The sequence below is a fragment of the Sphingomonas sp. ABOLE genome, from assembly GCF_003950455.1.
Taxonomy (GTDB): domain Bacteria; phylum Pseudomonadota; class Alphaproteobacteria; order Sphingomonadales; family Sphingomonadaceae; genus Sphingomonas; species Sphingomonas trueperi.
In genome coordinates, this window is the sequence record NZ_QQWY01000010.1 from 122178 (window position 1) to 128432 (window position 6255).

At 65.1% G+C, this 6255-nt stretch carries 5 protein-coding genes; 3 read left to right on the plus strand and 2 right to left on the minus strand.

Going from position 1 to position 6255, the window contains the following annotated elements:
• The first annotated feature begins 10 nt into the window (after positions 1–10).
• Together CA234_RS08400 and rarD are read left to right on the plus strand one after the other, a co-directional pair.
• Complete coding sequence (locus CA234_RS08400) at positions 11–283, plus strand: YciI family protein (RefSeq protein ID WP_125974974.1); 273 nt, start codon at positions 11–13, stop codon at positions 281–283.
• Between the two features lie 47 nt (positions 284–330).
• Positions 331–1224, plus strand: a complete 894-nt coding sequence (rarD, locus tag CA234_RS08405) for an EamA family transporter RarD (protein ID WP_125974972.1) — start codon at positions 331–333, stop codon at positions 1222–1224.
• Between the two features lie 34 nt (positions 1225–1258).
• On the opposite strand, the gene CA234_RS08410 is transcribed toward rarD, so the two are convergent.
• The gene (locus tag CA234_RS08410; RefSeq protein ID WP_126001359.1) at positions 1259–2476 is read right to left on the minus strand and encodes an argininosuccinate synthase; all 1218 of its coding nucleotides are present in this window, start codon (positions 2474–2476) and stop codon (positions 1259–1261) included.
• A 299-nt stretch (positions 2477–2775) separates the two neighbouring features.
• Here CA234_RS08410 and CA234_RS08415 point away from each other — a divergent pair, with 299 nt between their 5' ends.
• Complete coding sequence (locus tag CA234_RS08415) at positions 2776–5856, plus strand: TonB-dependent receptor (RefSeq protein WP_125974968.1); 3081 nt, start codon at positions 2776–2778, stop codon at positions 5854–5856.
• Between the two features lie 22 nt (positions 5857–5878).
• Here the strand turns inward: CA234_RS08415 and CA234_RS08420 are convergent.
• Positions 5879–6255 (minus strand): class I SAM-dependent methyltransferase (locus CA234_RS08420; RefSeq protein ID WP_206431134.1); only part of this gene is annotated, 377 nt, incomplete at its 5' end.

Genomic DNA, 6255 nt, shown 5'->3' on the forward strand with positions numbered 1-6255 from the left:
CCGCTAAACCCTGGCGCCCGACTATCTCGCGCGCCGGGGAACGCTGCGGGACGCGCATTTGGCGCTGGCCTGGGCGGCGGCGGATGCCGGCACGCTGCTGCTCGGCGGTGCGGTCGGCGATCCGCCGGAGCGCGCGCTGCTGCTGTTCGGCGATACGGATGCGGCGCGGGCCTTTGCCGAGCAGGATCCCTATGTGACGGCGGGTATCGTCACGCACTGGGATGTCGTTCCCTGGATCACCGTCGTCGGCGCCGAGGCAGCGACCCCGATCCGCCCTGCCTGACCTCGCCTCGGGTTGCGTTGCACCGCAACACGGCGCAACAACGCGACATGTCCAACGCTCAAGGCGCCGATCGCGCCGGCCTTTTCCTCGGCATCGCCGCTTACAGCCTGTGGGGGGTGCTGCCGCTCTATCTCCACCTGCTGCAATCGGTGCCCGCGCTGCAGGTGCTCTCGCACCGCGTGCTCTGGTCGCTGCTTTTGCTGGCGATGATCGTCGTGGCACTGCGCCGGGTGCGGAGCATCGCCGACGCTGCCAAGGGGCGCACCCTGCTGTTCCTCGTCGGCAGCGCGGCGCTGATCGGGGTCAACTGGCTGGTCTATATCTGGGCGGTCCAGCACGAACATGTGCTCGACGCGAGCCTGGGCTATTTCATCAACCCGTTGGTCAATGTCGCGCTCGGCATGCTGGTGCTGGGCGAACGGCTGCGGCGCTGGCAGGGCGTGGCGATCGGACTGGCGGCGCTGGGCGTGCTGCTGCTGACACTGCATGGCGGGGGCGGGCTGTGGATCCCGCTCGCGCTGGCGCTGAGCTTCGGCGGCTATGGCCTGCTCCGTAAGGTGGCCGCGATCGACGCATTGGGCGGGCTGACGGTGGAGACGCTGCTGCTGGGGCCGCCCGCGCTGGCGGTGCTGCTCTGGGCGAACCACACCGGCACGGCGGCGTTCGGCGGATCGACGCGGATCGACCTGCTACTGATCGCGGCCGGTGTCGTCACCGCCACACCGCTGCTGCTGTTCGCCGCCGCCGCCAAAAGGCTACCCTATGCGACCATGGGGCTGCTCCAGTACATCGCGCCGACGCTGCAATTCCTGGAGGCGGTGTGGCTGTTCGGCGAGCCGGTGCTGACGGTGCACCTCGCGACATTTGCGCTGATCTGGTCCGGCTGCGCGCTGTATGCGTGGGACAGCCTGCGGGCATACCGAACGGCGGTTCGGCGATAACTCCCCCTCCCGCTTGCGGGAGGGGGAATTCGGTTCAGCCCTCGCGGCGGCCGAGCAGGCGCAGGCGGAGTGCGTTGAGCTTGATGAAGCCCGCCGCGTCGCGCTGGTCGTACGCGCCCTGGTCGTCCTCGAAGGTCACAACCTTCTCGCTGTACAGCGTGTACGGCGACTTGCGGCCGGTGACGATCACGCTGCCCTTGTACAGCTTCAGCCGCACGGTACCGGTGACCTTCTCCTGGCTATAGTCGACCGCCGCCTGCAGCATCTCGCGCTCGGGCGAGAACCAGAAGCCGTTGTAGATCAGCTCGGCATAGCGCGGGGCGAGCTCGTCCTTGAGGTGCGCGGCGCCGCGATCGAGCGTGATCTGCTCGATGCCGCGATGCGCGAGGTGATAGATGGTGCCGCCCGGCGTCTCGTACATGCCGCGCGATTTCATGCCGACGAAGCGGTTCTCGACCAGGTCGAGCCGGCCGATGCCGTGCTTGCGGCCCAGTTCGTTGAGCGCAGTGAGCAGCGTGGCGGGCGACATCGCCTGGCCGTTGAGCGCCACGCCGTCGCCGCGCTCGAAATCGATCGTGATCGTTTCGGGCGTGTCGGGCGCGTCCTCGGGGTTCACCGTGCGCGAATAGACGTAATCGGGCACTTCCTCCCACGGATCCTCGAGCACCTTGCCCTCGGACGAGGTGTGGAGGAGGTTCGCGTCGGTGGAGAAGGGCGACTCGCCGCGCTTGTCCTTGGTCACCGGGATCTGGTGCGATTCCGCGAACTCGATCAGCTTGGTGCGGCTGGTCAGGTCCCATTCGCGCCACGGCGCGATCACCTTGATGTCGGGGTTCAGCGCATAATAGCCGAGTTCGAAGCGGACCTGGTCGTTGCCCTTGCCGGTGGCGCCGTGGCTCACCGCATCGGCGCCCACCAGCTTGGCGATCTCGATCTGGCGCTTGGCGATCAGCGGCCGCGCGATCGAGGTGCCGAGCAGGTACAGTCCTTCGTACAGCGCGTTGGCGCGCATCATCGGGAACACATAGTCCTTCACAAATTCCTCGCGCACGTCCTCGATGAAGATGTGCTCGGGCTTCACGCCGGCCATCTCGGCCTTCTTGCGCGCGGGCTCCAGCTCCTCGCCCTGGCCGAGATCGGCGGTGAAGGTCACGACCTCGCAGTTATAGGTCTGCTGCAGCCATTTCAGGATCACGCTCGTGTCCAGGCCGCCCGAATAGGCGAGGACGACGCGATTGATCTTATCCGACATGGGGCAGGGACTCCGAAATGGGGAAACGCGCGCCCTGTACGGCGGGCGCGGCTGGGGTGCAACTCCAGCGGCGATTTGGCCACGCAGGGCGAGGACGGTGCACACCAAAACTGCATGCCATCGACACCAACGCGTAACGATTCATGTGTTGCAGCGCAACAATACACTTTTAACGGTTTGATATAACGCTATATTTTCCCATTGACAAAAGTCAGACATATTATGTTGTATACCATATCCGCATAATATTCGAACGCGGATCTTGCCCGGGGGTCGGGCGAAAAAAGGGGTAGTCCATTATGAACAACGCTCGCCTGCGGCTCTGCCGCGGCCTCCTTCGTGCGTCCGTCGCAGGTGCGACGCTGATAGTCCTGCCACTCGTACCGTCACTGGCCCATGCGCAGGGCTATTCGACCGTCCGCGCCACCGGCCGCGTGGTCGATCCGGACGGCAAGCCGATCGTCGGGGCGACGGTATCGGCCAAGTCCGAGGACCAGGGCTTCACCCGCACCGCGACGACCGACAAGGAAGGCAATTTCAGCCTGCCCGAGATGCAGACGGGCGCGTACAGCTTTACCATCACCGCGGTCGGCTATCCCGGGTACGAGGAATCGGGCGTCCGGATCTCGGCCAACAACACCGGCAACATCTTTGCGCTCGCACCCGAGGGCAGCAACAACGAGATCGTGGTGAAGAGCTCGCGCGTCGCCACCGCCGATTTCGATCGCACCACCACCGGTCTCGTCCTCGACCTTGCCGATGTGAGCCAGCGCCTGCCGCTCGCGCGCAGCCTGCAGGCCGCGATCCAGCTGGCGCCGGGCGCCAGCGCGGGGTCGAGCGCCTTTTCGGGCCAGACCTCGTTCAACGGCGGCGCCGTCTCGGAAAACGCGTTCTTCATCAACGGCCTGAACATCACCGATTTCCGCAAGGGGCTGTCGCCGGTCGAAGTTCCCTACGACTTCTACAAGACGGTGGAGACCAAGACGGGCGGCTATTCCGCGGAATTCGGCCGGTCGACGGGCGGCTTCGTCAACGCCACCACCCAGTCCGGCAGCAACGAATTCCACGGCATGCTGCTGTACAACTGGAACCCCAATGCGCTGCGTTCGAAGACGCGCGACACCATCTATACCGACAACGGCAACGGCTCGGCCGATTCCAAGTCGCTCACCGCCACGCTGTCCGGGCCGATCTGGAAGGATCATCTGTTCTTCTTCGGCCTCTACCAGGCGCGCGACAACAACAGCGTCGGCGCCGGCACCGAATATGACCTGAAGACCAAGACCAAGCAGGGCACCTCCCGCTCCTTCTACCATACCGGCTCGCCCTTCTACGGCGCCAAGATCGACGGCTATATCAACGACCAGAACCACCTCGAATTCACTTATTTCAACACCAAGTCCGACAGCACCACCCAGACCTATGGCAGCACCTCGACGGTGCGGTTCGATCGAGTGCGCGGAATCGACGGGCCGTTCGCGGGGGCCTCGTTCGGCAAGGCCGGCGGCAGCAACTATGTCGCCCGCTACACCAGCATCCTCACCAAGTGGCTGACCGTCTCGGCCGCCTATGGCCGCGGCGAGAACAACAGCAGCTATCGCAGCGTCAACGCCGATTCGAAGATCGTCCCCGGGGTGACCGACGCGCGCACCGATCCGAGCAAGGCGCTCACCATCGCCGGCGGCGGGGTGGGCATCAACAACGACGTCCGCAAATTCTACCGCGCCGATGTCGACGTGACGGTGCACCTGTTCGGCGACCATCATTTCAAGTTCGGCTATGACCGCGAGGATCTCGCCTCCGAGAACCGCGCGGTGGGCGCCGGCCTGGGCTATAGCTACACCATCTACCGTGCCAAGCAGGGCGACCAGTTCGGCCTGCCGATCGGCACCGACTATGTCCGCCAGACCTATTATTCCAACATCGGCAGCTTCACCTCGCGCAACGAGGCCTTCTACATCCAGGATGCCTGGTCGCTGATCGACGGCCGGCTGAACTTCAACCTCGGCGTGCGCGGCGACCGCTTCACCAACAACAATTCGGCGGGCGCGCGTTTCTATGAGTCGGGTACGCAGTTTGGGCCGCGGCTCGGCTTCACCCTCGATCCGTTCGGGGCGCGGACCGACAAGGTCTATGGCAGCTTCTCGCGCATGTACCTGCCGGTCGCATCGAACACCAACATCCGCCTGACCGGCGGCGAAACCTATTACACCCGCACCAACCTGCTCGCCGGCATCGGCGCCGACGGCATCCCGCAGCTCGGCGCGCCGGTATCCTATGCCGGCGCGGCGGCCTGCCCCGACGACAAGGTGGCCAATTGCGACGTCACCGGATCGGGCCAGCCGGTCGCGGTCGGCGCGGCGGTGTCGCAGTCGCTCAAGCCCCAGTCGCAGGACGAGTTCATCCTGGGCTATGAGAAGCGGATCGGCCGCTGGCGCTTCAACGTCTACGGCATGTACACCAAGCTCAACGAAGTGCTGGAAGACGCCGCGATCGACCGCGCGGTGAACAATTATTGCACCCAGAACGGCATCAAGGGCTGCGACAAGACCTGGACCGGCTTCACGCAGTACGTGCTGCTCAATCCCGGTCGCCCGATTACCGTCCAGCTCGCCGCGCCGATCAACGGCGAATCCAAGGTACGCACCGTCACCTTCTCGGCGAAGGACCTAGGCTATCCCGAGGCCAAGCGCACCTACAAGGCGATCGCCTTCGAGGTCGGCCACGAGTTCGACGGCCGCTTCGAGCTCAACGGCTCCTATGTCCTGTCCTGGACCAAGGGCAATTACGAGGGCGGGGTGAAGACCGACAACGGCCAGAGCGACACCGGCCTGACGACGGACTTCGACCAGCCCGGCCTGACCAACGGCACCTATGGCTATTCGCCCAACGATCGCCGCCACGTGTTCAAGCTGTGGGGTTCCTATGCCCCCCTCGAGCACCTGACGATCGGCTTCAGCACCTCGGCTACCTCGCCGCGCCATTATGGCTGTATCGGCCAGGTGCCGGCGTCGGTCGATCCCTATGCCCGCGCCTATGGTGCGGCGGGGCTCTACTGCCGCGTGCTGGCGAACGGCCAGATCGCGACCGACCCGACGACCCCGGCCGCCGATGCGCCGGTGAAGCTGATCCCGCGCGGATCGGTGTTCACCAGCGACTGGGTGTTCGGCAACGACCTGTCGCTCGCCTGGGAAACCGAGATCGGCAAGTCGAAGGTCAACCTCAACCTCACCGTGTTCAACGTGCTCAACCTGCACGCCAAGACCGACTTCAACGAATATGGCACCGACGGCAACGGCGTCGCGAGCCCCTATTACCGGCAGGTGACCGGCTATCAGACGGCGCGCTCGGCCCGCCTGCAGGCCCGCTTCTCCTTCTGAGGCCCGCCGCCGGCAGCCAGGATCACTGGCTGCCGGCGGTCAGCTTCACTTCGGCTTCGGCCATATAGTCGCGGGTCAGCGGCAGCGCGGTACGCGAGCGCGAGAATTGCAGCTGATAGTTGACCAGCCCGCCGTTCATGAAGCTGACGTAGCAGCCCGCCAGATAGAAGGTCCACATCCGGTAGAAGCGCTCGTCATAGAGATCGACGATCGCATCGTGCGCCGCGACGGTGCGGTCGTACCAGGCCTTGAGCGTGTGGCCGTAATGCATCCGCAGCACTTCCACGTCGGTGAGGAAGTAGCGCAGGCCCTCATAGCCTTGCGCGATCTCCGACAGCGCCGGGATATAGCCGCCGGGGAAGATATATTTGAGCGTGAACGCGTCGGTATAGCCCGGCC

Excerpts from the sequence above, each read along its gene's own strand:
- rarD (WP_125974972.1), top strand. The coding sequence starts at position 331 with ATGTCCAACGCTCAAGGCGCCGATCGCGCCGGCCTTTTCCTCGGCATC.
- CA234_RS08410 (WP_126001359.1), bottom strand. The coding sequence starts at position 2,476 with ATGTCGGATAAGATCAATCGCGTCGTCCTCGCCTATTCGGGCGGCCTG.
- CA234_RS08415 (WP_125974968.1), top strand. The coding sequence starts at position 2,776 with ATGAACAACGCTCGCCTGCGGCTCTGCCGCGGCCTCCTTCGTGCGTCC.